We start from the raw sequence: 24,343 nt of genomic DNA on the forward strand, positions 1-24,343 counted from the left end.
GCCAACCCGGGGTGCCCGGCCACGACCCGCCGATGCCGACCCGGAGCCCGCTCCGGGTCAACCCCGAAGGGAACCCCTGGGCCGGGGCTGACAGCGCGGGCAACTGTACGAGGAGCGGTTCATGAACGCCTCGCGGCGGATCGGCGCGCCGCACCGCCGGCACGGCTCGCCCTCGCGGCCGTACACGTTCAGCTCCCGGTCGAAGTAGCCGCTCTCGCCGTTGACGTTGACGTACAGGGCGTCGAAGCTGGTGCCGCCCTCCTTGATCGCCTCACCGAGCACGTCGCGGACGTGGCCGAGCAGGCGCTGCGCGGCCGGGCCGGTCAGCGCGTCGGTGGGGCGGACCCCGTGCAGCTGGGCACGCCAGAGCGCCTCGTCGGCGTAGATGTTGCCCACCCCGGAGATCAGCGTCTGGTCGAGCAGGGCCCGCTTCACCTCGGTCCGCCGTCGGCGCAGCGCGGCGACGAACGCCGTGTCGGAGAACTCCGGGTCCATCGGATCGCGGGCGATGTGCGCGATCTCATCGGGCAGCTCGGCGCCGCCCTCGCTGACCGAGAGCCCGCCGAACGTGCGCTGGTCGACGAAGCGCAGCTCCGGCCCGTCGTCGGCGAACCGGAACCGGACCCGCAGGTGGGTCTCGTCCGGGGTGCCGGGAGGTTGGAGCAGCAGTTGCCCGGACATGCCGAGGTGCCCGATCACCGCGTCGCCGCTGTCGAGTGGGAGCCACAGGTACTTGCCACGGCGGCGGACGTCCAGGACGGTCCGGCCGGCGAGCACGTCGGCGAAGTGCGCGCCACCCGGGACGTGCCGTCGGACGGCGCGCGGGTGGCGGACCTCGACCGAGGCGATCCGCCGGCCGATGACCCACTGGGCCAGCCCTTGCCGGACGGTCTCCACCTCGGGCAACTCAGGCACGGCGTACGCCCGTCTCGTGCTCGTCGGACAGGGTCTGTGCCAGGTGGTCGGCCTGCTCGGTCTGGACCGCCTGGTCGGCCCGCTCCAGTGGGTCGAACCCCCGCTGGTCGTCCTGGCCGCTCAGGTCCCGGTGGCCGTTCTGGCTGGTCTGGTCGTCCTGGCTGGTCTGGCTGCCCTTGTCGTCCTGCTCGTGCTGGTCGGCGAGCATCCGCCAGGCCGCCTCGGCGGCCCGCTGCTCGGCCTCCTTCTTGCTGCGCCCCTCGGAGCCGCCGTACCGGTTGCCGGCCACCACGACCCAGGCGGTGAACGTCTTGAGATGGTCCGGCCCGGTGCCCTCGATCCGGTACTCCGGAACGCCGAGCGCCAACGCCGCGGTCAACTCCTGGAGGCTGGTCTTCCAGTCCAGGGCGGCGCCCCGGCCGGCCGACTCGGCCATCAACGGGTCGAAGAGCCGGTGGATCACGATCCCGGCGGTGTCCAGCCCGTACTGCAGGTAGATCGCGCCGAGCAGCGCCTCCAGGGTGTCGGCGAGGATGCTCGCCTTGTCCCGGCCGCCGGTGGTCTCCTCGCCCTTGCCGAGCAGCAGGTACGCGCCGAGGCCGTCCGGGCCCAGGCCACGGGCGACGTCGGCGAGCGCCCGCATGTTGACCACGCTGGCCCGCAGCTTCGCCAACTGCCCCTCGGGCAGGTCGGGGTGGTTGTGGAACAGCGCTGTGGTGATCACGACGCCGAGCACCGAGTCGCCGAGGAACTCCAGCCGCTCGTTGGTGGGCAGGCCGCCGTTCTCGTACGCGTACGAGCGGTGGGTCAGCGCGCGTTGCAGCAGGTCCGGTTCCAGGCTGACGCCGAACGCGGCTTCCAGGTGACCGACGGACGCCCGCCGCCGCTTGTCGTTGCTCATGATGTGCGTACCTCGGTGTCGGTGGAGCGGTCGGTGCGGTCCGTCGCGGCGTCGCCGTCGAGCAACGCCGAGACCAGGTCGGTGGCGCGTCGCCGCCACAGGTGGGCGGCGAGGGCGATGCCGGAGGCGATGTCCTCGGCGTGGGCGGAGCCGTGGCAGATGACCACCGTTCCGGCGACGCCGAGCAGGGCTGCGGCGCGGGGCGCACGGCCGCCGACGGGCGGGCCGCCGGCCATCGCGTACGCGCCCTCGATCGCCTTGAGCAGCACGTTACCGGTGAAGCCGTCGGTGACCACCACATCGGCGCGCGCGCCGAGCGCCACGTCGTACCCCTCGACCAGGCCGACGTAGCGCGCCCCGCTGGGCAGCGGTTCGACGGCGAGCAGGGGGTCGGTGGCCCGGCGTACCCGGTCGCCCTTGCCGGCCTCGGTGCCGACCGAGAGCAGGCCGACCCGTGGCGCGTCGACCGAGTGGGCCACCGCGGCGTACGCGGCACCGAGCACGGCGTGCCGGGCGAGGGTGGCCGGGCGGGGCTCCAGCGAACCGCCGACGTCGAGCAGCACGACCGGCCCGGCGACCGCGGGCAGGGTGGCGACCAGGGCGGGTTGGCGGATCTCGGGCCAGCGGCCCAGGCCGAGCACGGCGGCGGTGACGGTGGCGCCGGTGGCGCCGGCCGAGACCAGAGCGTCGGCGGTGCCGTCGCGGACGGCGGTGACGGCGGCCCGGACGGTGCTCTCCGAGCGGGCGGCGCTGGGGTGGTCGGTCATGCCGACCGCGTCGCGAACCGGCCGCACCGCGATGCGGGCACGTTGGGCCGGATCGAGGGCAGCGATCAGCTCGTCGGCAACCTCACTCGGGCCGACGAGCAGCAGGTGCAGGTCCGGGTCGGCGCGCATGGCCCGCAGAGCGCCGTCAACCACGACGGCGGGAGCGTCGTCCCCGCCGAGGAGGTCAACGGCGATCCGCGCGGTGCCCGGCTCCGCCGGAACATCGGCCGGGTTGGGCCGGCCGGTTTCGGAGGGAGCCGGGGCACCGGGCGAATGCCAGGGTGCGCGCGCCGCCCGACCTGGGGTCGGGGGCGTCACTCGGCGTCCAGGTCAGACCTCGAGAACCTGGCGGCCGTTGTAGGTGCCGCAGACGGAGCAGGCGGCGTGCGGCAGCTTCGGGGACTTGCACTGCGGGCACGCGACGGTCGCGACCACGGTCGCCTTCCAGTTCGCCCGGCGGGACCGGGTGTTGCTGCGCGACATCTTGCGCTTCGGGACGGCCACGGTTCTTACTCCTCTGTACGGGTCAGTTGCGACAGGCCCGCCCAACGCGGGTCGACCTGCTGGTGACTGTGGTCGGCCGGCAGATCGTCCCAGTGCGCCCCACATTCGGGGCACAGTCCTGGGCAGTCCTCCCGGCAGCGCGGGTTGGTCGGCAGCGTGAGCACCAACGCGTCCCGCAGCGCCGGCTCCAGGTCGATCAGATCGCCCTGCATCCGGCCCACCTCGTCCTCGTCGGTCGTGGCGTCCGTGGTGCTGTTCTCGTACGCGTACAGCTCCTGGATCGTCACGGCCATCGAGTCGTTGATTTCGCGCAGGCAACGCCCGCACTCGCCCCGGACGGGACCGGTGATGGTCCCAGAGACGAGCACACCCTCGGACACCGACTGCAACCTCAGATCGAGGTTGAGGTCCGCGCCCTCCGGCACGCCGATCAACTCCACACCGAGGTCCGTCGGTGCCGCCACGACCCGCTGGACCTCACGCAACGCGCCAGGTCGGCGCGGCAGGTCCCTCGTGTCGAGGACCAGCGGCGACCTGGGGTCGAGTGTCGATGGCGAGCGCTTGGGCATAGTTAGACTCCGGCCGGTGAGAGGCCGACAAAAAAGGTTACCTGGGCGACCGCCGGACCGTCGAACCGGGGGCGACGCCCGCCCTAGAGTGTCGGCTGGTGAGGTGCCGCTCAGAAGGGTAGCGGGCGTTCCGCCTCATCCCCACCGAAGGTGCCGATCTCTCGTAGTGCGTGCATTTTGTCCCGGCCACGCTCTATCGAGGCGAGCGCCCGGGTGAGGAACTGCTCGAAGTTGGCGAGCGCCGTGTCGACGTAGTCGTCGACCTCCTCGCGCAGGCGCTGCGCCTCGGCCCGGGCCTCGGCGATGATCCGGGCACCCTCGTGCTCGGCCGACACGGTGATTTCGTTCACGGAGACCAGGCGGGCGTGTTCTGCCTCACCCTCGCTGATGATCCGGTCCGCCTCGCGCTTTCCCGCTTCCATGATCTTGTCGCGCTCGTCGAGGAGCGCGGCGGCGCGACGCAGGTCGGCGGGGAGTTCGGCGCGCATCTCGTCGAGAGCGGCGATCATCTCGCCCCGGTCGACCATGCAGTTGTTGCGCGACATCGGGACGGAGCGGGCCTGCTCCACCATGGCGATCAGTTCGTCGATGCGATCGAGCGGGTCCACCGGTACCTCACTCCTGTCGTTCGTCGGCCGACGTCCATGATGCGGGCTACGGCCGGTTCCCCGCTCCACCAATCATGTCCTGCCCGCCCCACCCACGCCCCATCCACCCCAACCCGGCGCGTCGCGCCGCCATCGCGTTCCGCAACGCCCCCGGCCCCCAATCCCGGCGATCTTGCACTTTCTGCCTCGACAATTGCCGCAAAAATGCACGATCCTGCGACCGCAACTGCAAGATCGCGGGGGCGGTGGGGGCGGGTTCGGGGTTAGACGCCGGGGGTTAGGCGGGTTTGGAGAGCTTCTCGAACCAGGTCGGGGACGTGGGCCGAGATGTCGCCGCCCCACTTGGCCACGTCCTTGACGAGGCTGGAGGAGAGGAAGGAGTAGAGCGGGTTGGTGGGCATGAAGAGCGTCTCGACGCCGGCCAGCCCGATGTTCATCTGGGCCATCTGGAGCTCGTAGTCGAAGTCGCTGACCGCCCGCAGACCCTTGATCAACACGCTTGCCTGCTGGGCCCGACAGAAGTCGACAAGCAGCCCCCGAAACGACTCGACCCGTACGTTGCCGTACGAGGAGGTCACCTCGCGGAGCATCTCGATCCGCTCCTCGACGGTGAACAGGCCGCTCTTCGACTGGTTCACCAGCACGCCGACGATCACCTCGTCGAAGAGCCGACTGGCCCGTCCGACGATGTCGAGGTGACCGTTGGTCACCGGGTCGAACGAGCCAGGACACACCGCGCGTCTCATGATCGGCGACCGTACCAAAGCGTGGTCTCGCCGTAACGACGACTACGCCCGGGGGTGATCCCGTCCACCCAGTCGAACTGCCTGGTGCGACTGGACCGCTCCACCACCACGAGCGCGTCCGGCGCCAACCAGCCGCCGTCGACCAGCGCGGTCAGCAACGCGGTGATCTCCGCATCCGGCACGGCGTACGGCGGGTCGGCGAAGACCACGTCGTACGGGCCGCCGTCCGGACCGGCCGCCAGCACCGTCGCCACCTTGCCGGAGACCAGCCGGACGGCCGGGCCAGCGCGCAGGGTCGCCACGTTCTCCCGGATCACCCGGGCCGCCCGCGCGTCGGACTCGACCAGCAGGACATGCCGGGCACCCCGGGAGAGCGCCTCCAGCCCGACCGCGCCGGAACCGGCGTACAGGTCGGCGAAGCGCGCCCCGTCGAGATCGACCTCGGCCTGGACGGCGCTGAAGAGCGCCTCCCGGACGCGGTCCGAAGTGGGTCGGGTGCCGGCGCCGGGGGGCGCGGCGATCCGCCGGCCGCCGAGTGTCCCGGCCACGATCCGGGTCACCGCCTCCTCCTGCTCATGGCCCCGACGCTACGCGACCCGCCGGGACCGGCAACCGACACGGTAGGTATCGACACGACGATCACGTGATCACTTCTCGTATATCAATGATCTCAAATTCATATCATCAGCCTTAGTGAATCCTGAGGCCTGTATCACTCGCGGCGATCTCGCTAGGGTCTGCCGGGTGCCGGCGGCAACCCACCGGCCCACGGCATCGGGAGGACGCTTCACCGTCCGGACGTGCAGCGACCGTCCACAGTCCCTCCCCTGCCACACCCCTGACGCTTCAGCACTCCAGGAGTACCCGTGATCCGTCCCAAGCTGTCGCTACGGCGACCGCTGGCCGTCCTGGGAGCCGCCCTCATCGGCCTCACCGGGGTCGTCGCGGTAGCCACCCCGGCCAGCGCCCACCACACCACCATCAGCGCCACCACGAGCTGTGACCAACTCAGCGGCGAGCGCGTGATCACGTGGAAGGTGCAGAACAGCGAGCGCGACAAGGCCGTGACGCTCAAGAGGGTGACCGCGCAGCCGTCGACCGAGGTCACCGTGCCGGTGGAGGGCGCCAAGGCGGTCCCGCTCCAGGGCTTCGTCATCCCTAAGGGTGGCACCGTCCTGGCCGTGCAGCGAGTGCCGGGCGACACCGCCACCGCCAAGCTGACGGTGTTCGGCAAGTGGAAGAAGAACGGCAAGGAAGCCACCAACGAGGGCAGCGTCAACCTCGCCGCCGACAAGTCCTGCACGCCGGCCCCGAAGTGCGTCGACGCCAGCAAGGCCAAGTACAGCCACACCTTCGACGGCCCGAAGGGCACCGCCACCGTCAAGCTCGACGGTGACCTGCCGCTGTGCGGCGAGGGCAAGCAGTGGTTCACGCTGGTGTCGTACTTCGCGCCGCGGCCGCAGTTCGCCACCCCGCAGTACGTGTACGGCACGCCGGACAGCGACTGGATCGGCGGCACCCAGACCGAGATCGAGCTGAACGTCGAGATCCCGGACTGCCACACCCAGGTCGACCTGATCTGGGGTGACGGCGAGCAGGTCATCGACCCGCTGGTCGAGGGCGGCAAGCGGTACGACAACAAGAAGCTCGGCTCGCCGGGCGCGCCGGGCAACCGGTCCAAGGGCGTGCAGGGCTGGTACAACGGCGGCGACAAGAGCTGCACCACTCCGGCGTCGACCTTCGCGTCCAACTGCGACGGATCGGTGGCCGTCTCGCTGAGCAACGACGGCAAGATCAGCAAGTACCCGGTCGAGTTCGAGGTCAAGGGCGAGGACGGCTGGTCCAAGAAGGTCTCCGTCGAGGCCGGCAAGGCCGACAACAGCATCGTGGTGCCGGCTGCCAACGCCGGCAAGATCGAGGTGCTGGTCGACGGCAAGGTGGTCGGGAACGGCACGTACTCGTGGCAGCGCCCCGAGGACTGCCCCCTGCCGGCCGTCACCACCGAGGCCGACTGCAAGAACTTCGCGCTCACCGTGACCAACCCCGAGGGTGGTCTCCCGGTGAAGGCCACCTTCACCTACGGCGACAAGACCGAGACCCGTACGGTGGCCGCCGGCGGCTCGGAGAAGGTGACCTTCAAGGCCGGTAAGGCCGAGTCGGCGCTCGTCACCCTGCCGGACCTGGAGCTGGAGTTGGAAGCCATCTACACGCCGGAGGAAGACTGCGGCGGCGGTGGCGGTGGCGGCGACGAGCCGGGCCTCCCGGTCACCGGTGCGGCGGCCGGCGGCATCGCCGCCGGTGCGATCGCCCTGCTGATCGCGGGCGCGGTGCTCTTCGTCATCGCGCGGCGGCGTCGGGTGACCTTCACCGCCTGACCTGTTCGGCCCCACGGGCGCGCCGGCCACCCGGCCGGCGTGTCCGTGGGGGTCCCGGTCCACTGCGGATCGCCACCACGTGGATCCAGCAGTGACCAGAACAACACCCACCGCTCATCAATGATCACGAATCAGCCAAGTTGCCTAACGGCAATGATCTGAACCCCCCTCATTCATGAGTCGTCAGTACAGTCACCCTCTGTTCCCGTCTCGCATGGGAGCAGAACCACGTCGCGCGACACCCCAGTGAGCAGACGACCCACCCGGTCGTTCGGCCTCCCGGCCTCCCGCACGTGATCCGTACACCCTTACCAGGAGCCTGCGTGAACCCTCCCAAGTCTCCGTTCCGGCGCATCGCGGCCATCGTCGCGGGCGCGCTGATCGGCCTCACCGGTGCAGCGACTTTCGCCACCCCGGCGCTCGCGCACCACACGACCGTCTCCGGCACCGCCTGCAAGACGGACACGAAGGGCGTGTACCGCGTTGAGTGGAAGGTGGTGAACAGCGAGCGCGACCTCCCCGGCACCATCACCAAGGTGTGGTCCCCGTCCGGCACCGCCATCACCGGCATCGCGGCGGGCACCAACCTGCCGAAGCCGTCCGAGGGCAACGTGACCGGCGTGCAGTACACCACCAAGGGTGCGGCGCTCGAGGTGAAGATCACCGCCGAGTGGCTGCGCAACGGGCGGCTGCACACCAACACCGCCATCGGCAAAGCCAATGTGAAGAAGAACTGCACCACGCCGCCGACGGCCACCCCGACGCCGACGACGCCCACGGCGTCGCCGACCGTGACGCCGAGCGCCGAGCCTTCCAGCCCGGCGCCGACGACCCCCGTCCCGACCAGCCCGGTCCCGACCGAGCCGGTTCCGACCAGCCCGGTTCCGACCGAGCCGGTCCCGACCAGCCCGGTGCCGACCCCGCAGCCGAGCGAGCCGACCGGCCCGCTGGTGCCGGAGGAGCCCGACGCCCCGGTGTTCGAGATCGTCTTCGACTGTGACGTGCTGGTCATCACCGCCGACAACCCGGCGGACGGCGTCACCGAGACCGTCCTGCTCACCTCGGAGAAGAACGTCGTCAAGAAGCTCGAACTGATCCCGGGCAAGAAGACCGAGGTCTCCTTCGACGCGTACGAGGGTCTGACCGTCACGCCCAGCATCGAGGGCGAGGAGGGCGACCCGGCCGAGGCCGTGAAGTGGGTCAAGCCGACCGACTGCGGCGGCGAGGGTGGCGGCCTGCCGCTCACCGGCACGAACACCACCCTGATCGCTGGCGGTGCCATCGTGCTCCTGGCCGCCGGTGCGGGCCTGTTCGTGATGGCGCGTCGTCGCCGGCTCCGCTTCACCGTCTGAACCGAACCGCGCTGAACCCGAGGGCGTGTCGACCACCCGGTCGACGCGCCCTCGGGCGTTTCCGGCTCGGCCGCGGTCCCCCGCCTCCAGATCGCGGTCACCGCAGTGACCGGCGGCGACACCGGGGACAGGTCATCACGCGTCCTTTGCTCTGCTTACCCCCACGCAACAGTCGCCGTCCGGCATGCGGACGGCGACTGTTGCGTACGTTGAAGCAGAGCAAAGGACGGGCGGAGGTGCCCGCCGCCCGGCGGCCGTGACGATCGGCCCCCAAGCCGTTCGAGGGGCGCGAAAGGGGCGGCCAGCGGTAGCAGGCGGTCAGCCCTTTTCCAGGTACTCCGCGCGGTCCTCGTCGACCAGGGCCGCGACCGACGCGGCAAGCGCCGGGTTGCGGGTCAGCTCCGGGTCCTCCTCGATGAGGACAATCGCCTCGGCGCGGGCGTCGCGGATCAGGTCGGCGTCGCGTCGCAGGGACAGCAGCCGCAGGTGTGAGCGGTGCCCCGACTGGGTGGCGCCCAGCACGTCACCTTCGCGGCGCTGCTCCAGATCAAGCTCGGCGAGCTTGAAACCGTCGCTGGTGGACGCGACCGCGTCCAGCCGTTCCCGCGCCGACGACCCCTCGGCGGCCTCGCTGACCAGCAGGCAGAGCCCGGCGGCGGAACCCCGGCCGACCCGGCCCCGCAGCTGGTGCAGTTGCGAGACACCGAACCGGTCGGCGTCCAGCACGATCATCACGGTCGCGTTCGGCACGTCCACACCGACCTCGATGACGGTGGTCGCCACCAGCACGTCCAGGTCACCGGCGGCGAAGGAGCGCATCACCGCGTCCTTCTCGTCGGCCGGCAGACGGCCGTGCAGCACGCCGATCCGTAGCCCGTGCAGCGGCCCCTCGGCCAGCAGCGGGGCCACCTCGGTCACGGCGAGGGGCGGGCGGCGCCCGTTGTCGTCGACCGGCGGCGGCTCCTCGTCGCTGACCGGCCCTTCGCCGATCCGCGGGCACACCACGTACGCCTGGTGACCGGCGGCCACCTCCTCGCGCAGCCGGCGCCACGCCCGGTCCAGGAAGGCCGGCTTCTCGGCGGCCGGCACCACGTGCGAGGCGATCGGTGACCGGCCCCGGGGCAGCTGCGAGAGGGTGGACACCTCCAGGTCGCCGTAGACGGTCATCGCGACCGTGCGCGGGATCGGGGTGGCCGTCATCACCAGCACGTGCGGCGGCTGGGCGGCCTTGGCCCGCAACGCGTCGCGCTGCTCCACACCGAACCGGTGCTGCTCGTCGACCACCACCAGACCCAGGTCGGCGAAGTCCACCCCCTCGTAGAGCAGGGCGTGGGTGCCGAGCACGATGCCGGCGTTGCCGCTGGCCACCTCGCCGAGCGCCCGACGCCGGGCCGCCGCGCCCAGCGAGCCGGTCACCAACTCGACCTGGGTGGCGTGCTCGGCGGAATCCAGCTCGCCGGCCCGCCCCAACGGCCCGAGCAGGTCGCGCATGCCCCGGTAGTGCTGCGCGGCCAGCACCTCGGTGGGCGCCAGCAGCGCCGCCTGCCCGCCCGCGTCCACCACCTGAAGCATCGCCCGCAACGCCACCACCGTCTTGCCCGAGCCCACCTCACCCTGCAACAGACGGTGCATCGGATGCGGGGCCGCCAGGTCCGTGGCGATCTCCACGCCGACGTCGCGCTGCCCGCCGGTCAGCTCGTACGGCAGCCGGGCGTCGAACGCGTCCAGCAGCCCACCAGCGCGTGCCGGACGGGGACGGGCCGGCCAGTCGGCGGCGCGGTGCTTGCGCTGCACCAGCGTCAACTGGACGGCGAACGCCTCATCCCACTTGAGCCGCCGCCGCGCCCGGTACAGCTCCTCCTTGCTGGACGGCCGGTGGATCTCCCGCAGGGCGGTGCCCAGGCCGACCAGGTTGCGGCTGGCCCGCACGGTGGCCGGCAGCGGATCCTCCGGCGGGGTGAACGTGTCCAGGACGACGCGCACGCAGCGGGCGATCACCCAGGTCGGGACGGCGGCGGCGGCCGGGTAGACGGGGATCAGCGCACCGGCGAACTCCTCGATCTCGTCGCTGACCGCCGCCTCGCCCTCGCCGCCCTCGCCGAGCAGGACGTACTCCGGGCCGTTGAGCTGCCGTTTCCCCCGGAACTCGGTGACCTTGCCGGCGAACAGCCCCCACCGGCCCGGACGCAACTCCCGCTCGCGCCACGCCTGGTTGCCGAAGAAGGTAAGCGTCAGCAGACCACCGGAGCCGTCGCCGACGGTCACCTCCAGCAGGTTGCCCCGGCGCTGGCGCATCGGGCGGACGGCGGTGCGCTGCACCTGCGCCAGCACGGTGACCTGCTCGCCGACGTCCAGGGAGCGGATGTCGGTGTGCTCGCCGCGCTCGTCGTAGCGACGCGGGAAGTGGTAGACGAGGTCACCCGCGGTGTGCAGGTCGAGCTGGGCGGCCAGGGCCTTGGCCGTCTTGTCGCCGACGAGCTTCTTCAGCGGAGTGTCCACCGTGGCCGGCTCACTCATTCGACCCCCACCAGGAGCGGATAGAACGGCTGGCCGCCCGGGTATGCCTGCACCTCGACGAACGGCCAGCGCCGCGCGACGTGCGCGCGGACGGCGTCGGTGAGCCCGGCGGGCGCGTCCACCCCGGCCAGCAGGGTGACCAGCTCCCCACCGCCGCCGAGCATCTGGTCGACGACCGCCGCGCAGGTGTCGGTCAGGTCGGTGCCGATCAGGTGCACCTCCCCCTCGACGAGCGCCAGCACGTCCCCGGGGCGGCACGGGCCGGCGACGGTCAACGCGTCGCGGCTGGCGTGGCAGATCTCGGCGTAGCGGCAGGCGCCCGCCGCCTCGGCCATCGCGATCACGTCGTCCTCGAAGCGGCGGGTGCCGTCGCGGACCGCGAGGGCCGCGAGGGCCTGCACCGGCGAGCGGGTCGGCACCACGCTCACCTTGATGCCGTAGCGGTCTGCCTCGCGGGCCGCCGCGCTCGCCACCGCCCCGGTGCTCGGGTCGTTGGGCAGCACCACCACCCGGGCCGCACCGGTGCTGCGCACCGCGTCCAGCAGCTCGCCGATGGACGGGTTACCCGGCACCACGGTGGCACCCTCGGTGGCGAACAGGTCGGCGATCCCCACGCCGGTGGCGACCACCACGGCGGCCCGGCCGTCCTCGACCGGGCCGTGGGACGGCCCCGGCTGGTCGGCGAAGCGGGTCACCGAGATCCGGTACGGGCGACCGGCGGTGACACCCGCCTCGACGGCCGCGCCCACATCGTTGACGTGCACGTGCACGTTCCAGGTGGCTTCCGGCTCGCGCCCGTCGCCGACCACCACCAGCGAATCCCCCAGCGCGGCCAGCGCCCGGCGCAGCACGGCCACCGCGTCGGCCCGTGCGTCGAGCAGGTACTGCACCTCGTAGGCGTACTCCTCGGAGCCGGTCTCCCGTGCGACGACGGCGGCCGGGCGGGCGGTGCGCGGTGCCGGCGCGGGCCGGGCGGCGCTCTCCCCGGTGAGCACCTCGACGAGGGCGTCGAGCAGGACGCAGAAGCCCCGGCCGCCCGCGTCGACCACGCCGGCGCGGGCCAGGGCCGGCAACTGCTCCGGGGTGCGTTCCAGCGCCTCGGCCGCCGACCGCGCCGCGAGCCGGGCCACCGTGGGCAGGTCGTCGCTGTCGGACCGTTCGGCTGCGGCGGCTGCCGCGGCGACCACGGTGAGCAGGGTGCCCTCCACGGGCTGACCGACCGCCGCGTACGCGGCGGAGGTCGCGGACCGCAGCGCGACGGCCAGGTCCCGGCCGCGCACCGCCGGCACCGCGGCGACGGCGTCGGCGAAGCCGCGCAGGATCTGCGAGAGGATGACCCCGGAGTTGCCCCGCGCGCCGAGCAGTGCTCCCTGGGCCATCAGCCGCAACGCGTGCCCGTGCGCGGTCGGGCCGCTGTCGGGAAGGGTGTCCAGGTCCATCGAGAGGGCCTGCTGGGCCGAGGTGAGGGTGAGCACCAGGTTGGTGCCGGTGTCACCGTCGGGCACCGGGTAGACGTTGAGCTGGTCGATCTCGCCCTGGTGGCGCTTGAGCGCGGCCAGCCCGCTCGCGCACCAGCGGCGGACCGCGGCGGCGTCGAGGGTGTCCAGCACGGCCCGAAGCCTACTGGCGCGCACCGACACGCGTCGGACTCGCCGGGCGTGTCCGTTCGACCCCGGGCCGGTGGTGCTCCGGGCCGGGGTGACCCCCTCCGGTACGGTTGCCGCCGGGCCGGTCCGCCACCAGGCGGTCGGACCCACCGCCAGGCCAGGCCGCGGACGACCGCCCGGCCGGGCCGGTTGGCCGGGTCGGCGGGTCATCGGGTAACCTGACCAGGTTGCCCGGGCAGCACCTGCCGGCGACCTCATGAACGTTTCAATCCCAGGAGTATCCCGTGGCTAGCGTGTGCGACGTCTGTGGCAAGGGACCGGGCTTCGGCCACAACGTGTCCCACTCGCACCGGCGGACCAACCGCCGCTGGAACCCGAACATCCAGTCGGTGCGTACCCCGGCCGGTGGCGGCAACACCAAGAAGTTGCAGGTCTGCACCTCGTGCATCAAGGCCGGCAAGGTCACCCGCGCCTGACGCGGCGGCACCCACTCTTCTCGTTCGGCTCAGCCGGCGGACCTCTGCGGTCCGCCGGCTCTGTCGTGTCCGCACCCGGGTCGGCACGGGCCGGCTCGGCTGCTCAGAGCACGCGGCCGAAGGACACACAGCCCTCCGCGTCCTTGTAGAAGCCGAAGTTCGGGATCCGGTCGTAGCCGGCTGACGTGTACATGGCGATCGCCTCGGGCTGCCGGTCCCCACACTCCAGGACCATCCGCTTGCGGCCCTGCTCACGGGCCGAACGCTCGACGGCCGCGAGCACCGTCCGCGCGACGCCGCGTCCACGGGCCGCCGGGGCGGTGTACATCCGCTTCAACTCCGCGGTGTCCGGGCCGTGGCTGCGCCAGCCGCCGCAGCCGACCGGCTCGCCGCCCAGGTAGGCGATGAGGAACGCGCCGTCCGGCGGCTCGAACTCGGTGGCGGCCACCGGGGTGTCGTCGCCGGTGCCCCCGTAGCGGGCCCCGAGGTCGGCCAGCGCGTCCCGGATCAACTGCTGCGCCACCGGCGCGTCGAACCGCGCCAGCCGGATCTCGATCTCACTCACGGTGTCCAGCGTACGGCCGGCGCGGGACCTCACCGGAAGTGGTCCCAGCCCCTCGGCCCGTCGTAGGACGCCCCGTCGACCGTGACCCCGGCACCGGCCGTGACCAGGCCGATCGGCCGCCATTCCGGCGGCAACGCCACCGCCGGGGGGAAGGTCGCGGCCAGCGCGTGATCCTCGCCACCGGCCAGGATCCAGGTGTACGGGTCGACGCCGAGCGCCCGCGCGGCGTCGGCCATCTGCCGGGGCACCTCGAACGCGTCCCGGCGCACGTCGATCGCCACCCCGCTGGCCCTGGCCACGTGCCCCACGTCGGCGAGCAACCCGTCCGACACGTCGATCATCGAGGTGGCGCCGAGCAGGGCGCCCTGCGGCCCGGCCGCGTACGGCACCTGCGGTTGCCGGTACGCCTCGACCAGCAGTCGGGGTGTCCGGAAGCCGCGGGTGAGCACGGTCAGCCCGGCCGCCGCGTACCCGATGCGGCCGGCCAGGGCCAGCACGTCCCCGGGGCGGGCCCCCGAGCGCACCACCGGCGCTCGGCCGCCGAGGTCACCCAGCGCGGTCACCGCGATGGTCAGGGTGGGGCTGGCCGACATGTCCCCGCCGACCACGCTCGCGCCGACCGTGGCCGCCTCGGCGGCCAGCCCGTCGGCCAGGCCCTCCGCCCAGCTCGTCTCCAGATCCGCTGGCATGCAGAGGGCGACCAGCAGGGCGGTCGGGGTGGCGCCCATCGCCGCGATGTCGGCCAGGTTGGCCGCCGCCGCCCGATGGCCGACGTCGCGCGCCGAGCACCAGTCCCGCCGGAAGTGCCGGCCGTCGACCAGCACGTCCGTGGAGGCCGCCACCCGGCCGTCCGGTGCGGCCACCACCGCCGCGTCGTCCCCGGGGCCGAGCAGGGTCGTGGGGCCCATCGCCAACCGGGCGGTGACCCGCCCGATCAGCCCGAACTCGCCGATCCCGGCCACGCTGGCCCCACCGCCGGCGTTCCGCCCGTTCTGCCCGGCACCGCCGTGCTCGCTCACCGCTGCTCCTTGACCACCGATAGGGATCAGACCTGGTCCGTAAGGTAGTTTCACCCTTCGGGCCGCCCCTGGGCGGCGACGGACGGAGGTCGAGTCGTGGTACAGGCGTACATCCTCATCCAGACCGAGGTCGGCCGCGCACGTGACGTGGCGGGTTTCATCGCGGACATCGCCGGCGTGGTACGCGTCGACGCCGTCACCGGCCCGTACGACGTGGTCGTCCTCACCGAGGCGAACACCGTCGACGAACTCGGCAAACTCATCGTCAGCAAGGTGCAGATGGTGCCCGGCATCACCCGCACCCTCACGTGTTCGGTGGTGCGGCTGTAAGTGGACGAGATGACGACCTCCTCGGCTGATCTCGACGACGACGGGACGCGCGACGCGGCCGACGGGACGCCCGAGCGGGCTGACGGTAACCGCGGGACCGGCGACCCGGCTGCCGACGCGCCGGCCGGGCGTGATCGGACCATCCGGGGCGCCGCTCTGCTGGCCACGGCGATCGCGTTGCCGATCACGCTGCTGGTGGCCGTGCTGGCCTTCACGAAGCTCACCCCGGCCACGCCGGCCGCCGCCCCGAGCCCGTCCCCGACCACCGCCCGGGTGCAGTCCACCACCCCGGTCGAGATGGCCGCCCCGGCGCTGGCCACCCGCCCGGCCACGGTCTGCCGTGCGCTGCTCTCCCAGCTGCCGCAGACCATCCGCGACCTGGCCCAGCGTCCGGTCACCGCCGGCCCGGAGCAGAACGCCGCGTACGGCGACCCGGCGCTCACCGTGGCCTGCGGGGGCGCCGAGCCGACGATCCCGGCCACCGACGAGGTCTGGACGGTCAACGGGGTCTGCTGGCATCCCGTCGAGCAGGCAGACGCGACGGTGCTCACCACCGTCGACCGGGAGACGCCGGTGGCGGTACGCGTCCCGCGCTCCTACGAGCAGCCGCTGCAGTGGGCCGCGCCGATCTCCAGCACGATCGTGGCTACGGTGCCCTCCGGCGGCGAGATCCCGGCCGGCTGCCGGCGCTGACCCTGACCGCGCCGCCGGCCGGGCGATCCGCACCGGCCGGAGCCGCTCGTGACGCCCACCGGCCGTGGCCGCTCGTGACGCCCACCGCCCAGGCCGCTCGTGACGCCCACCGCCCAGGCCGCTCGTGATGCCCGCCGTCCCAGGCCGCTCGTGATGCCCGCCGGGGCGGCGGGGTGGCGTCAGTGCAGACCGACGCCGCGCCGCTGGGCGGTGCGGATCAGGCGGTTGACCAGCTTCGGGTACTCCAGGCCGGAGGCCGCCCACATCCGCGGGAACATCGACGTCGGCGTGAACCCGGGCATCGTGTTGATCTCGTTGAGGTAGACGTCCAGCTCGGGGGTGACGAAGAAGTCGGCCCGGGCCAGGCCGGCGCAGTCCAGGGCGGTGAACGCGCGGACCGCGTACTCCTGCACCTGGCGGGTCACCTTCTCCGGCAGACCAGCCGGGATGTCGTACTCGCAGGAGTCGTCGAGGTACTTCGCCTCGAAGTCGTAGAAGTCGTGGCCAGCGACGACCCGCACCTCGGCCAGCACGGACGCCTCGGGCGCACCGCCGGCCTCACCCTCCAGCACACCGCACTCGATCTCGCGGCCGACGATCCCGGCCTCGATGATGACCTTCGGGTCGAACTGCCGAGCGGTGGCGACCGCCTCGTCCAGCCGCGCCCAGTCGGTGACCCGGGTGATGCCGAACGACGACCCGGCACGGGACGGCTTGACGAAGACGGGCAGGCCGAGCCGCTCCTTGTCCTGCTCGCTGAGCGTCATCCCGTTGCGCAGCACCGCGTACGGGCCGACCGGGATGCCCTCGGCCGCGCAGAGCTTCTTGGTGAACTCCTTGTCCATGGCGGCGGCGGAGGCGAACACGTTCGCACCGACGTACGGGATGCCGGCCATCTCCAGCATTCCCTGGATGGTGCCGTCCTCGCCGTACGCGCCGTGCAGCACCGGGAAGACCACGTCCACGTCGGCCAGTGCCCGGGGGCCCTCGGTCGGGTCGAGCACCATCAGCCCGTTGCCGGTGGGGTCGGCGCGCAGCACGATGTCGTCGCCGGAGTCGGCGGTGATCTCCGGCAACTGCCGGGCGCTGATCGCGAGTTGGGCGGGATCTCCGCTGGTCAGAACCCATTGGCCGGCGCGGGTGATGCCCACCGGCACCACCTCGTACTCGTCCGGGTCGAGGGCGGCGAACACGCTGCCGGCGCTGACGCAGGAGATGCCGTGCTCCGGGCTACGGCCGCCGAAGACGATCGCCACGCGGGTCTTGCCTGGGGTGGTCACTCCGGTCACCTCTTCGTACGCGACTGCGGCTGGCCGTGCTCGCCGATGGCGCTCACCCGGTTGACCTTACTGTGCGTGGCGGTAGGGCGAGGCGATACCCGGTGAGCCACGGCGCGACACGGCATTCGGTCAACAGAGGCTATACGGTGCGTGACGGGATGGTCAGTCCCGGGCGTGGCGGCGGCCGACCGCGATCACCTTGACCCGCTGCCGGCCGGCCCGCACCATGCCCAGGGCCATGAACGCCCCGGCGATGCGGTCGGCGGCCTCGCGGCTGCTGGCACCGACCACCTGCCGGCGCCGCTCCGGGACGGTGCGCTCGTTGCGGTCGATGCCCTCGACGGGACGCACGTCGGTGAGCACGACCAGGAATCGGGTCATCGTCGGCCGTCCGGGGGAACGGCGGGGCACTCCGGACCGGTACGCACGTCGTCTCCTTCCGGCGGACCGAAATGGCGGCGGCACGCGGCGATCGGGTACGGGGGAGAAACCCGATCGCCGCGCGCCCTTATCCCCTCCGGTCGCTCACCACCACCGTCGCCACGACAACCGGCGGTGAGGACGTGATGACAGCCTGACACGTACACAGCCATGAATGCAACTCTCATCGGCGATATCTCATGCACACGTTCCCGCAAATGTGTGCGACCATCGATGCATGGCTCCGAAGACCGCTCGCGCCCGCCGGCTCGGCATCGCCCTGCGCCACCACCGGGAAGCCGCCGGGCTGACCCTGGAGACAGCCGCGGATGAAATCAACAGCACCCGCAGCACCCTCTCCCGATACGAGAACGCCCAGACACTGATCAGCCCGGCCACCGTGCGCGCCCTGCTCACCTCGTACGGGGTGGGCGCCGACGAGGTGGCCGCTGCGGTGCAGCTCGCCAAGGACGCCCGCAAACCGGGCTGGTGGGTGTCGTACTCGTACGTGCTGGACCCGCGCACCATCGACTTCATCGCCCTGGAGGCGGAGGCCACCGCCATCGCCAACTTCGAGCCGTCGGTGGTGCCCGGCCTGCTGCAGACGGCCGACTATGTCCGCGGGGTGATGCGCGGCGGGCCGCACACCCTCGGCGACGACATGGTGGAGCAGCGGGTCAAGGCCCGGCTCGACCGCCAGCAGCGCCTCACCGCCGACGACCCACCCATCTTCGACGCCATCATCGACGAGGGCGCGCTGCTGCGCCCGGTCGGCGACCAGTCAGTGATGGACGGACAACTGCGGCACCTGGTCAAGATGGCCGAGCTGCCCAACATCACCGTCCAGGTGATCCCGCTCTCCGCCGGCTACCACCGGGGCACCCGGGGCTCGCTGCACATCCTGGAGTTCGCCGACCCGGAGGACCCGATCATCGCCTCGGTGGAGACCGTCGCCGGTCAGATGATCCTCGACCGGGCAGGCGAGACTCGTACCTGCACCAAGATCATGGAGCATCTGCGGAGCGTGGCGCTCAGCCCCGCCGACAGCCGCGAACAGCTCCTGTCACTCCTGAAGGGACGGTAGGAACCATGACACCGACAATCCACGCGGCGCTGGCCGCGGCGACATGGCACAAGAGCAGCCGCAGCGGCGACGAGGGCGCCTGCGTGGAGGTCGCCTCGATCCCACGACTGGTGGCCGTTCGCGACTCCAAGGACCCGGCCGGCCCGGCCCTGCTGTTCCCGCCGACGGCCTGGGCCGCCTTCTCCCAGGCTCCACCCCGCCGCTGACCACTCTCTCGACCTCGGGCCCGGCGCGCCACTGACCCCGCCGGGCCCACGGCGTGTCCACAGCCGACCGCCGGCAACAGCCAGCGGCCCGGGCGACAGCGGCGGGCGGGCCGGGCAGCAGCGGCGGGCCGGGCAGCAGCGGGCCGGGCAGCGGCAGCCGACCAGCGTCAGGCGACCAGCGGGCGGGGCTCCGGCACGGCGCGCAGCGCCTCCAGCGCGGCGATCGCCACGCCACGGGCGCCCGCCATGTCCCGGTCCGGCACCAGGGCGAACGTGGTCAGCGCCGCCTGCTCCTGCCGGAGCACGGTGTGCTCGCGGACCGTCGCCAGGAACCAGTCCCGGAACTCCGGCGCCGCCTCCACCACGCCGCCGCCCACGAAGTAGGCGTGCGGGTCGGTGAAGTTGGCCGCCACGGTGAACAGGCGGCCCAGCGCCATCGCCTGCTGGGTGAACAGGTCTCGGGCCAGCGCGTCGCCCCGCTCGCCGTAGCCCCGGACCAGCTTCGCCGCCCGGGCCACCGGCTCGGCGGCGAGCGGGTGGTCGGGATAACGGGTCAGCCAGTACGGCAGCAGGTTGCGCTCGATGCCGGTCAGCGACGCGACGCTCTCGACGTCGCCGGTGAAGCCGCAGGCGCAGGTCGGCTCGGGCTGCCCCGGGCCGAGCAGCCCGTTCAACGGGATGTGCACGTGGCCCAGTTCGCCGGCCATCCCGGCGACGCCAGCGATCACCCGACCGGCCTCGACCACGCCACCGCCGAGCCCGGTGCCGACGATCGCGGCGACCGACGACCTGGTCATCGCCTCGTCGCCGAAGTACACGTGGTGGGCGTAGAGCGCGGCGGCGTTGCCGTCGTTGTGGTAGATCACCGGCAGGCCGAGCCGCCGCTCCAGCGCGCCCCGCACGTCGAAGCCGCGCCACGCGGGCTGGGAGAAGTTGGTCGAGCCCCGCGACGAGATGACCCCGGTGGCGCTCGCCGGACCGGGGGTGTCCAGGCCGACGGCGCGGACCAGCTCGCGCGGCACACCCGTGTGGGCCAGCGCACCGTCCAGCGCGCGGGCCAGCGCCTCGATCGCCGCCTCCGGCCCGGCGCGCACCTCGCTGGGGATCTCCAGCAGCCCGTCCACCAGGAACCGGCCGTCCACGGTCAGCACGGTGGCGTTGTTGCTGGTGCCTCCGTTGTCCAGGCCGACGACCACCGGCATCCCTGCACTGCCCACCGAAACCGCCTCCCGCTGTCCTGGGTGTGAGCCGAGGCTAGTGCCAACCCCGCTCCCCCCGCCATGCCGGCCACCTCAGGAGACGTGCAAGCCCCGACATTCGCGGGCAGCGGGCGTTATGTCACGGCGCCTTCGCGGGTGCCCAGGTCGCTGTCGCGCCCCCTTTGCTCTGCTTCACCCCACGCAACACAAACGGTCCCAGAGTGTTGCGCCGGTTGAAGCAGAGCAAAGGGGGCGAGACATGGGGTACGGGCGGCCCCGGTCTCCGGCGTGGCCAGGCCAGGCGAGTGCGGGCCAAGCCAGGCCGAGCCAGTGCGGGCCAGGCCGGTGCGATGGGCTGCGGAACGGCAGGCCCAGGCGCGGGGGTGGTGGTGAGCGATCAGGCGGGCGGGCTCAACCGGGACGGCGGGCGGTCACCGCGGTGGCGTCCAGGTCCTCGTCGTGCCGCAGGTTCGGCTCCAGCCCGACCGCGCCGAGGGCCGCGCAGAGCGCGTCCACCTGACCGAGGCTGACCTCCACCACCAGGTGCCCGCCGGGTGCCAGCCATCCGGCTGCGCCGTCGGCCACCCGGCGCAACACGGCGAGCCCGTCCGGCCCGCCGTCGAGCGCCACCGGCGCCTCGTGCAGCCGCGCCTCGGCGGGCATCAGCGCCACCGCGTCGGTCGGCACGTATGGGGCGTTGGCGACCACCAGGTCCAGCTGGCCCCGCCAGCGCGGCGGCAACGGCGCGAACAGGTCGCCCTCGAACACCTCGGCGGCCAGCCCGGCGAGGTTGCGTCGGGCGCACGCCACGGCGGCCGGGTCGATGTCGGCGGCGGCCAGCCAACGCGGCGCGAGCCGGTGCGCCAGCGCGACAGTGGTGGCCCCGGAGCCGCAGCACAGATCGACCACGGCCGGCGCCGCGCCGGTCACGGTGGCCGCCGCCTCGACCAGCAGGGCGGTCCGGCCACGCGGCACGAAGACGCCCGCGTCGACGGCGATCCGCAGACCGCAGAACTCCGCCCAGCCGAGCAGGTGTTCCAGTGGTTCGCCGGCCACCCGGCGGTCGGTCAGTTCCGCCAACACGGCGGGGGACTCGGCGGCGGCGAGCAGCAGTTCGGCCTCGTCCTCGGCGTAGACGCAGCCGGCGGCGCGCAACCGGCTCACGAGGACGGACCGGTCGGCGGGAAGTGCTGGTGTCATGGGAGATCCTCCGGGAAACGTCCGGCGCTCCCACTCAGCCCAGCGCGGCGGCGATGTCGGCCACCAGGTCGGCCGTGTCCTCCACACCGCAGGAGAGCCGGACGAAGCCGGGCGAGGTGTCGTCGCCCCACTGCGCCCGCCGGTCGGCGGTGGTGTGCAGGCCACCGAAGGAGGTGGCAGCCGCCACCAGCCGGGCGGCGGCGATGAAGCGACCCACCCGGTCGGCGTCGCCCAGGTCGAACGAGACCACGCCGGGCATGCGGCGCATCTGCGCCGACGCCACCGGGTACGCCGGGTCCTCCGGCCGCCCCGGCCAGCGCAGGCCGGTCACGTCCGGCCGGCCGGCCAGCAGCTCGGTGACCGCTGCGGCGTTCGCGCTCTGCCGGGCCAGCCGCAGGTCGAGGGTGCCCAGCGACCGGTGTGCCAGCCAGGCGTCGAACGCCCCCGGCACCGCGCCGGTGACCGTACGCCAGGCCGTCACCGCCTCCACCAGCTCGGCGGACCGGCTGGCCAGGTAGCCCAGCAGCAGGTCGGAGTGGCCGGTGAGCGCCTTGGTGCCGGACGCGACCACCAGGTCGGCGCCGAGGTCCAGCGGGCGCTGACCGAGCGGGGTGGCGGTGGTGTTGTCCACCGCGAGCAGCGCGCCGGCGGCGTGTGCACGCTCGGCCAGGGCGGTCACGTCGACCACGTCCAGGCCGGGGTTGGCCGGGGTCTCCACCAGCACCAGGCGGACGCCCTCCAGCGACGGGTACGGCCCGACGGTCGGCACGAAGAGCACCCGGACACCGATCGTCTCCAGGACGTCGGTGGCGAACGCCCGGACGGGGAAGTATCCGTCGGCGGGCAGCACGACGGTGTCCCCCGGGCGCAGCAGGGTGAGCAGCAGGCCAGTGATGGCGGCCTGGCCGGTGGCGAAGACCCGGCAGTCACCGCCCTCCAACTCGCCCACCGCGGCTTCCAGCAGGCGCCGGGTCGGATTGTCGGGACGGCCGTAGCCGTTCGGTGACGAGCCCTGGCCCTGCCACGGGTCGAGGTGGTACGGCGCGGCGAAGACCGGCCCCGGCAGGAACGGATCCCCCGGTGTCGGCTCGGGCAACCCCGCGCGTACGGAGCGGGTGCCGTCTCCCAGATCGGTCATCGGATCCTCACTCGTACGATTCGGGCTTGGCGGTCCGGCTCATCAGGGCCTCCACGGCGAGCCGCGGGTCCATACCCTCGTGGCAGATCCGCTCGACGTGCTCGGTGATCGGCATCTCCACGCCGTGCGCGCGGGCCAGGTCGCGGATCGCCAGGCAGCTCTTCACGCCCTCGGCGGTCTGCCGGGTCGCGGTCTGCGCCTGCTCCAGGGTCTCACCCCGGCCCAGGTGCTCGCCGAAGGTGCGGTTGCGGGCCAGCGGGGACGAGCAGGAGGCGACCAGGTCGCCCATGCCCGCCAGGCCGGCGAAGGTGATCGGGTCCGCGCCGAGCGCCACGCCCAGGCGGGCCGTCTCGGCCAGCCCGCGGGTCATCAACATGGCCCGGGTGTTGTCGCCGAAGCCCATCGCGGTGGCGATGCCGTACGACAGCGCGATGACGTTCTTGACCGCGCCGCCCAGCTCGCAGCCGATCACGTCGTCGTTGGTGTACGGACGCAGGTAGGGCGTCCGGATCGACGACTGCACGAGGGTGGTGCGATGGGTGTTCGTTCCGGCGACCACCGTGGCGGCCGGCTGCTCGGCGGCGATCTCCGGGGCCAGGTTCGGGCCGGAGACCACCACCACCCGGTCCGCGGCGACCCCGGCGGTCTCGACGATGACCTCGCTCATCCGCTTGGTGGTGCCGAGTTCGATGCCCTTCATCAGCGACACCAGGGTGGCGTCCGGGTGCAGGTGCCCGGACCACTCGGCGAGGTTGCCGCGCAGGGTCTGCGCCGGCACGGCCAGCACCACCAGCTCGGCGCCGGTGATCGCCTCGACGGCGTCTGCGGTGGCGGTGACCCGGGCCGGCAGCAGCAGGTCCGGCAGGTACTCCGGGTTGCGACGCTCGGTGCGGATGCTCTGCGCCACCGGTGCGCGTCGTGCCCACACCGTGACGTCCCGCCCCGCGTCGGCGAGGATCTTGGCGAACGCGGTGCCCCAGGAGCCGGCACCGAGAACCGCGACGTGGCCGCTCACGCGACACCCCCCTGCTGCTGGCGCTCGGCGGAGGGCCGGACGGGTCGTTCCCACAGCGGCGGCGGTGTTCCGCCCCGTATCTCGGCGAGCATGTCCCGCAGCCGCAACATGATGGCGTCCGTCATCTCTTCGAGGGTGGCCCGGTTCGGCTCGGCGCCCGCCCACCGGGTCAGGTCGACCGGTTCGCCGGCGACCACGGTAACCGGGATCCGGGGGCGGGGGTTCAGCCGGTTGGTCCGCGGGTCGAAGATCCGCTCCGGCCCCCACATCACCAGCGGCACCACGGGCGCGCCGGTGGCCAGCGCCAGCCGGGCCGCGCCGGTCTTGGCCTTCATGGGCCACAGGTCGGGCTGTTTGGTGGTGGTGCCCTCCGGGTAGATCACGACCGCGCCGCCGTCGTCCAGTGCGGCGACCAGCGCGTCCAGCGAGCGCACCGCGTCCACGCTGCCCCGCTCCACCGGGATCTGCCGGCACCGGCGCAGGATCCAACCGACCAGCGGCACCCGGAACACGCTGGCCTTGCCCAGGTACTGCGGCCACCGGCCCGAGTCGTAGATGAAGTGCGCGGAGACCAGTGGGTCGGCGTGCGAGATGTGGTTCGCCACGATGATCACGCCGTCGCCGTCCCGGCCGAGGTGCTCGCCGCCCCGCCACGTCCGTCGGGTCCACACGAGCATCACCGGTTTGACCAGCACCACGGCGAACCGTTGCCAGAACCCCAGCCTCCGCCGTGCCACTGTGCCTCCTCGTCGCGCCCCGAACCGCCACGGGTCCGGCCCACGACACCCGCAGCCGAAATCATGCCTGCTCGCCCCCGGTACGGCCAGGGAGGGTCCCGCCGCCCTGCTGGCAGGATT

Annotated in this window: 26 protein-coding genes; 7 read left to right on the forward strand and 19 right to left on the reverse strand. The window is 72.7% G+C overall.

Annotated features, from left to right (window positions below):
- Positions 1-57: 57 nt before the first annotated feature.
- From mutM to rsmD, 8 genes are all read right to left on the reverse strand, one after another.
- On the reverse strand, positions 58-915 hold the full coding sequence (gene mutM, locus ABZ780_RS11520; protein ID WP_357485731.1) for a bifunctional DNA-formamidopyrimidine glycosylase/DNA-(apurinic or apyrimidinic site) lyase: 858 nt from the start codon (positions 913-915) through the stop codon (positions 58-60).
- Positions 908-1,816 carry a ribonuclease III gene (gene rnc / locus ABZ780_RS11525; RefSeq protein ID WP_357485733.1) on the reverse strand — a complete coding sequence of 303 codons (909 nt, stop codon included), beginning with the start codon at positions 1,814-1,816 and terminating at the stop codon, positions 908-910. The genes mutM and rnc overlap by 8 nt, the downstream gene beginning before the upstream one ends.
- The gene (locus tag ABZ780_RS11530) at positions 1,813-2,778 is read right to left on the reverse strand and encodes a phosphate acyltransferase PlsX (protein ID WP_357011617.1); all 966 of its coding nucleotides are present in this window, start codon (positions 2,776-2,778) and stop codon (positions 1,813-1,815) included. Before ABZ780_RS11530 ends, rnc begins: the two co-directional genes overlap by 4 nt.
- A 135-nt stretch (positions 2,779-2,913) precedes the next feature.
- On the reverse strand, positions 2,914-3,087 hold the full coding sequence (gene rpmF, locus ABZ780_RS11535; protein ID WP_030335284.1) for a 50S ribosomal protein L32: 174 nt from the start codon (positions 3,085-3,087) through the stop codon (positions 2,914-2,916).
- 5 nt (positions 3,088-3,092) lie between these two features.
- Entirely contained in the window at positions 3,093-3,656 is a 564-nt protein-coding gene (locus ABZ780_RS11540; protein ID WP_357485734.1) for a YceD family protein, read from the reverse strand.
- 110 nt (positions 3,657-3,766) lie between these two features.
- Positions 3,767-4,264 carry a hypothetical protein gene (locus tag ABZ780_RS11545; RefSeq protein ID WP_089017300.1) on the reverse strand — a complete coding sequence of 166 codons (498 nt, stop codon included), beginning with the start codon at positions 4,262-4,264 and terminating at the stop codon, positions 3,767-3,769.
- 263 nt (positions 4,265-4,527) lie between these two features.
- Complete coding sequence (gene coaD, locus ABZ780_RS11550) at positions 4,528-5,010, reverse strand: pantetheine-phosphate adenylyltransferase (RefSeq protein WP_357485735.1); 483 nt, start codon at positions 5,008-5,010, stop codon at positions 4,528-4,530.
- Positions 5,007-5,570: a 16S rRNA (guanine(966)-N(2))-methyltransferase RsmD gene (rsmD, locus tag ABZ780_RS11555; RefSeq protein WP_357011485.1), complete on the reverse strand. Its 564-nt coding sequence runs from the start codon at positions 5,568-5,570 to the stop codon at positions 5,007-5,009. Before rsmD ends, coaD begins: the two co-directional genes overlap by 4 nt.
- 306 nt (positions 5,571-5,876) lie before the next feature.
- On the opposite strand from rsmD, the gene ABZ780_RS11560 reads away from it, so the two are divergent.
- Both ABZ780_RS11560 and ABZ780_RS11565 read left to right on the forward strand, forming a co-directional pair.
- Entirely contained in the window at positions 5,877-7,385 is a 1,509-nt protein-coding gene (locus ABZ780_RS11560) for a cell wall anchor protein (protein ID WP_357485737.1), read from the forward strand.
- Positions 7,386-7,708: 323 nt separating this feature from the next.
- Positions 7,709-8,737, forward strand: a complete 1,029-nt coding sequence (locus ABZ780_RS11565) for an LPXTG cell wall anchor domain-containing protein (protein ID WP_357011481.1) — start codon at positions 7,709-7,711, stop codon at positions 8,735-8,737.
- A 318-nt stretch (positions 8,738-9,055) separates the two neighbouring features.
- Here the strand turns inward: ABZ780_RS11565 and recG are convergent, their stop codons facing one another.
- Positions 9,056-11,254: an ATP-dependent DNA helicase RecG gene (gene recG / locus ABZ780_RS11570; RefSeq protein WP_357011479.1), complete on the reverse strand. Its 2,199-nt coding sequence runs from the start codon at positions 11,252-11,254 to the stop codon at positions 9,056-9,058.
- Positions 11,251-12,864 carry a DAK2 domain-containing protein gene (locus ABZ780_RS11575; RefSeq protein WP_357011477.1) on the reverse strand — a complete coding sequence of 538 codons (1,614 nt, stop codon included), beginning with the start codon at positions 12,862-12,864 and terminating at the stop codon, positions 11,251-11,253. The genes recG and ABZ780_RS11575 overlap by 4 nt, the downstream gene beginning before the upstream one ends.
- Positions 12,865-13,145: 281 nt before the next feature.
- On the opposite strand from ABZ780_RS11575, the gene rpmB reads away from it, so the two are divergent.
- Positions 13,146-13,337: a 50S ribosomal protein L28 gene (gene rpmB / locus ABZ780_RS11580; protein ID WP_007456456.1), complete on the forward strand. Its 192-nt coding sequence runs from the start codon at positions 13,146-13,148 to the stop codon at positions 13,335-13,337.
- A gap of 103 nt (positions 13,338-13,440) precedes the next feature.
- Here rpmB and ABZ780_RS11585 read toward each other — a convergent pair whose 3' ends face one another.
- Together ABZ780_RS11585 and ABZ780_RS11590 are read right to left on the reverse strand one after the other, a co-directional pair.
- A complete protein-coding gene (locus tag ABZ780_RS11585; RefSeq protein ID WP_357011475.1) occupies positions 13,441-13,902 on the reverse strand; it encodes a GNAT family N-acetyltransferase in 462 nt (153 codons plus the stop codon).
- Between the two features lie 29 nt (positions 13,903-13,931).
- Positions 13,932-14,921: a thiamine-phosphate kinase gene (locus tag ABZ780_RS11590; protein WP_357011473.1), complete on the reverse strand. Its 990-nt coding sequence runs from the start codon at positions 14,919-14,921 to the stop codon at positions 13,932-13,934.
- 96 nt (positions 14,922-15,017) lie between these two features.
- Here ABZ780_RS11590 and ABZ780_RS11595 point away from each other — a divergent pair, with 96 nt between their 5' ends.
- Positions 15,018-15,251 carry an Lrp/AsnC ligand binding domain-containing protein gene (locus tag ABZ780_RS11595; protein ID WP_357011471.1) on the forward strand — a complete coding sequence of 78 codons (234 nt, stop codon included), beginning with the start codon at positions 15,018-15,020 and terminating at the stop codon, positions 15,249-15,251.
- The gene (locus ABZ780_RS11600) at positions 15,252-15,944 is read left to right on the forward strand and encodes a DUF3515 family protein (protein ID WP_357485738.1); all 693 of its coding nucleotides are present in this window, start codon (positions 15,252-15,254) and stop codon (positions 15,942-15,944) included.
- Between the two features lie 179 nt (positions 15,945-16,123).
- Here the strand turns inward: ABZ780_RS11600 and ABZ780_RS11605 are convergent, their stop codons facing one another.
- Positions 16,124-17,224 carry a D-alanine--D-alanine ligase family protein gene (locus ABZ780_RS11605; protein WP_357011467.1) on the reverse strand — a complete coding sequence of 367 codons (1,101 nt, stop codon included), beginning with the start codon at positions 17,222-17,224 and terminating at the stop codon, positions 16,124-16,126.
- Positions 17,225-17,386: 162 nt separating this feature from the next.
- A complete protein-coding gene (locus ABZ780_RS11610) occupies positions 17,387-17,605 on the reverse strand; it encodes a hypothetical protein (protein ID WP_357011465.1) in 219 nt (72 codons plus the stop codon).
- A gap of 277 nt (positions 17,606-17,882) precedes the next feature.
- On the opposite strand from ABZ780_RS11610, the gene ABZ780_RS11615 reads away from it, so the two are divergent.
- A complete protein-coding gene (locus ABZ780_RS11615; protein WP_357011463.1) occupies positions 17,883-18,728 on the forward strand; it encodes a helix-turn-helix transcriptional regulator in 846 nt (281 codons plus the stop codon).
- A 5-nt stretch (positions 18,729-18,733) separates the two neighbouring features.
- Positions 18,734-18,934 (forward strand): DUF397 domain-containing protein, encoded by a 201-nt coding sequence (locus tag ABZ780_RS11620; protein ID WP_357011461.1) that lies wholly within the window; start codon positions 18,734-18,736, stop codon positions 18,932-18,934.
- A gap of 167 nt (positions 18,935-19,101) precedes the next feature.
- On the opposite strand, the gene ABZ780_RS11625 is transcribed toward ABZ780_RS11620, so the two are convergent.
- From ABZ780_RS11625 to ABZ780_RS11645, 5 genes are all read right to left on the reverse strand, one after another.
- A complete protein-coding gene (locus tag ABZ780_RS11625) occupies positions 19,102-20,151 on the reverse strand; it encodes an ROK family protein (protein ID WP_357485740.1) in 1,050 nt (349 codons plus the stop codon).
- A gap of 393 nt (positions 20,152-20,544) precedes the next feature.
- Positions 20,545-21,333, reverse strand: coding sequence for a putative protein N(5)-glutamine methyltransferase (locus tag ABZ780_RS11630; RefSeq protein WP_357485741.1), 789 nt, complete (start codon positions 21,331-21,333; stop codon positions 20,545-20,547).
- Positions 21,334-21,367: 34 nt separating this feature from the next.
- Positions 21,368-22,471, reverse strand: a complete 1,104-nt coding sequence (locus tag ABZ780_RS11635) for a cystathionine gamma-lyase (protein ID WP_357485743.1) — start codon at positions 22,469-22,471, stop codon at positions 21,368-21,370.
- 7 nt (positions 22,472-22,478) lie between these two features.
- Entirely contained in the window at positions 22,479-23,486 is a 1,008-nt protein-coding gene (locus ABZ780_RS11640) for an NAD(P)H-dependent glycerol-3-phosphate dehydrogenase (protein ID WP_357485745.1), read from the reverse strand.
- Entirely contained in the window at positions 23,483-24,223 is a 741-nt protein-coding gene (locus ABZ780_RS11645; RefSeq protein ID WP_357485746.1) for a lysophospholipid acyltransferase family protein, read from the reverse strand. Before ABZ780_RS11645 ends, ABZ780_RS11640 begins: the two co-directional genes overlap by 4 nt.
- Positions 24,224-24,343: the final 120 nt, after the last annotated feature.

This window comes from Micromonospora sp. NPDC047467 (assembly GCF_040643095.1).
In the GTDB taxonomy this organism is placed as follows: Bacteria; Actinomycetota; Actinomycetes; order Mycobacteriales; family Micromonosporaceae; genus Micromonospora.

Bases quoted from the DNA above. Each gene is read 5' to 3' on its own strand.
- rnc (WP_357485733.1), bottom strand. From the start codon at position 1,816: ATGAGCAACGACAAGCGGCGGCGGGCGTCCGTCGGTCACCTGGAAGCC.
- ABZ780_RS11540 (WP_357485734.1), bottom strand. From the start codon at position 3,656: ATGCCCAAGCGCTCGCCATCGACACTCGACCCCAGGTCGCCGCTGGTC.
- coaD (WP_357485735.1), bottom strand. From the start codon at position 5,010: ATGAGACGCGCGGTGTGTCCTGGCTCGTTCGACCCGGTGACCAACGGT.
- recG (WP_357011479.1), bottom strand. From the start codon at position 11,254: ATGAGTGAGCCGGCCACGGTGGACACTCCGCTGAAGAAGCTCGTCGGC.
- ABZ780_RS11610 (WP_357011465.1), bottom strand. From the start codon at position 17,605: ATGACCCGATTCCTGGTCGTGCTCACCGACGTGCGTCCCGTCGAGGGC.
- ABZ780_RS11615 (WP_357011463.1), top strand. From the start codon at position 17,883: ATGGCTCCGAAGACCGCTCGCGCCCGCCGGCTCGGCATCGCCCTGCGC.
- ABZ780_RS11620 (WP_357011461.1), top strand. From the start codon at position 18,734: ATGACACCGACAATCCACGCGGCGCTGGCCGCGGCGACATGGCACAAG.
- ABZ780_RS11630 (WP_357485741.1), bottom strand. From the start codon at position 21,333: ATGACACCAGCACTTCCCGCCGACCGGTCCGTCCTCGTGAGCCGGTTG.
- ABZ780_RS11635 (WP_357485743.1), bottom strand. From the start codon at position 22,471: ATGACCGATCTGGGAGACGGCACCCGCTCCGTACGCGCGGGGTTGCCC.